A 1468-nucleotide genomic window follows, 5' to 3' on the forward strand; every position below is an offset into this window, starting at 1 on the left:
GCGAATGAGGTGATCAACGGCTCCAACACCACCGTTAACCCGCTTTACTACGAGCAAAACGGCATCGACCGCTTGCAGCGACGTGGGTTAAAAACGCTGCGATCTGGCATCAGCTATGGGCTGATCCTCGGCCAGGTGATCGACACGAAACTCAGCCAGGACGTCTTCAACGAAGAGTACGAGAAAGGCACCTACGCCGGCAGCGCGGTGATCAACGCCGTGCCGTTCGCCAACTACACCAGCCTGAATCCGTCCGATTACGCCGATGGGAAATACAGCGGCCTGAGTGCGGTTGTCACACCGAAGCGTGGTTTCGAGTCCATCACCTTCAACCTCAACGTAACCAATTTTGTGGGGGCGTAATAAATGCCAAATCCATTAGTTCCGCAGGGATTCCTTAACCGCGTCCGGGGCGCGGTGAGCATTACCGACAAGCCGGCGTTAAACGTCACGGCGTCATTCCTGGGCAAAGAGGGGATCAGCATGCGGCCGGATACCGCCGCCACTGACATTATCCCCACGATGACCGGCACCGTGGGCAGCCAGGCACCTTACCAGCAGGTGACCTTGACGGTGCATTTGCTGAAAACGCAGGGGCTGGCCGCCAGCTATCAACGGCAGTTTGCCTCCGACACCGCCCTGGGGGAGGTGGTGGTTACGCCGGATGCAACCACTTTCGGCAACTACACCATTCTGAACTGCTACCTGGTGAATTTTAACGAAATCACCCTCAACGGTACGGATGCCGGCTTTGTTGCGACAATCTCCGGCTACCTGACCACCAACGACAAGATGTGGGATTGATGGGTATGAAAATTGACAGAAAACTGAATTTCGTCAGCACGATCACGCGTGAGGACGGATCGCTGGTGTACCTGCACGTTGTGCCGTTCCCGTATGAAGTGGTGCAGGAGAACTGTGTGTTGTTGGGGAACATGTTCCACAACTTCTTCACGTCAGTAGGGACAACCGCCGCGCCGCGCGTGGCCGCGATGATGCTGAGAAACATCCTGAAAGCACAGCAGGATGCCGGGGATCTTCCTGCGGGTACCCCGACGCTTGTCGATGATATTCAGCGCCTGACCACCGTGATCTTCAACGATAACGGCGTATGGCGCCCTGTGCCGCTGGAGGCGGCATTTAAGCAGGAAATCATCGAGCCGGATGAATACCGCGAGGTCGAGGGCGAAGTGGTGTTTTTTATGGTCTCCTCTGCTATTCAGAAAGCCAACCTGATCGCCCCGACGGTGGGGAAAACGCTCGAAATGTACAGTGGGCAACTCGTCTCATTGAACGCTACGGCGTTTCGCGATTCTTTACCGACGTCGAAGACGGCTACCGATACCCCGACCCAGGAAGCCCCGCAGGAACTGTCGTACATTCCCTCCTGACCTGGGCCTCCTGTGAGGGGTTCCGGGAACTCTGCCGGGAACTGGATTTTGGCGACTACAAAAGCCCGCTCCATTTC

At 56.6% G+C, this 1468-nt stretch carries 3 protein-coding genes; all 3 read left to right on the top strand.

Going from position 1 to position 1468, the window contains the following annotated elements; genetic code table 11:
- A partial coding sequence (locus AB0I71_RS32495; protein WP_357591188.1) for a hypothetical protein occupies positions 1-363 on the top strand: 363 nt, incomplete at its 5' end.
- A 54-nt stretch (positions 364-417) separates the two neighbouring features.
- Positions 418-804 carry a hypothetical protein gene (locus AB0I71_RS32500; RefSeq protein WP_356808676.1) on the top strand — a complete coding sequence of 129 codons (387 nt, stop codon included), beginning with the start codon at positions 418-420 and terminating at the stop codon, positions 802-804.
- A complete protein-coding gene (locus AB0I71_RS32505) occupies positions 804-1391 on the top strand; it encodes a hypothetical protein (RefSeq protein WP_273865935.1) in 588 nt (195 codons plus the stop codon). Before AB0I71_RS32500 ends, AB0I71_RS32505 begins: the two co-directional genes overlap by 1 nt.
- Positions 1392-1468: the final 77 nt, after the last annotated feature.

Source organism: Micromonospora sp. NPDC049891 (assembly GCF_040660295.1).
Lineage (GTDB): Bacteria > Actinomycetota > Actinomycetes > Mycobacteriales > Micromonosporaceae > Micromonospora.